At 44.7% G+C, this 1,009-nt stretch carries 1 protein-coding gene; it reads right to left on the reverse strand.

The genetic code is table 11. From position 1 onward, the window contains the following. Nucleotides 1-131 precede the first annotated feature (131 nt). Nucleotides 132-1,009 (reverse strand): lactonase family protein (locus R7Z77_RS24245; RefSeq protein ID WP_318136914.1); only part of this gene is annotated, 878 nt, incomplete at its 5' end.

Below are 1,009 nucleotides of genomic sequence, written 5' to 3' on the forward strand. Positions count from 1 at the left end.
AATGGTGTGTTGTATATGAAAGGCAAAATTTACGTCTAACTGTACGTTGCGGATTGGCGTTACCTGTTTTTATCCTGAAAGCCTAGCCGCCCGCTAGGCTTTTCTATTTCCTGTTGTTTCAGCGCTAATCGTTACAAAGGTTGTTCGACAATACACACTGGAGAGCCTATCTCACAGTCATAACCCGTTGGGGTAATTTCACCGGTTTGAGGATTGCGACGAAAGCTCACCACATTGTTGGAATGTTGATTGGCAACCAGCAACCACTTTTGATCATGAGACAACACAAAATCTCGTGGAAAAAAACCTTCACAGTGAATGGCTGCTCGCCTTTTTGGCGTATCGCCAGACACATCAAACATACTGATTTTGTTCTGAGCTCGGCAAGAGACATACAAAAACGTTTCATCTTGCGAAAGACGAATCGCCGCCGCCGCTTGCTGATTCTCTTCCCCTTCTAATAATTCTGTTTGATTCGAGATAAGCCATTTATCTTGGTGCTTCACCAGTACAATCAAGGTTTCTGACAGTTCGCAAACCACATACGCTGTCGACTCTTGTTGGTTAAACACCAGATGGCGCGGTCCCGAACCTGCGGGTAAATGAATCACTTGCGACAGTGAAAAATCCGGCTGGGCATCGTAATCATAAATAAGGACGCTATCGCTGCCTAAGTCTACGACAACCAATTGATCACTGTGCTTTAAAAACGTGACTTGATGAGCATGAGGAGAAGTTTGGCGCTCTAAATTCGGCCCGCATCCATCAACGTATAAATCCGCCAATAAACTAAGCGGTTTACCATCGCGATCCAATTGAAATACGCTAACATTTCCAGAGCCATAATTAGCAACCGCCAACAAAGGTTCTTTGATATCCAAATGACACGGATAATCGCCATTAATCGGCAAAGAGACGGATTCACTACCGCGAAAAAACGCAAGCTCTGCACCTTCATTTCTATCCATTTCGCTAAACGTATACAGCCCGTGTTCGGTGGTAGTGAGAT

Source organism: Vibrio sp. 1401, from assembly GCF_033340295.1.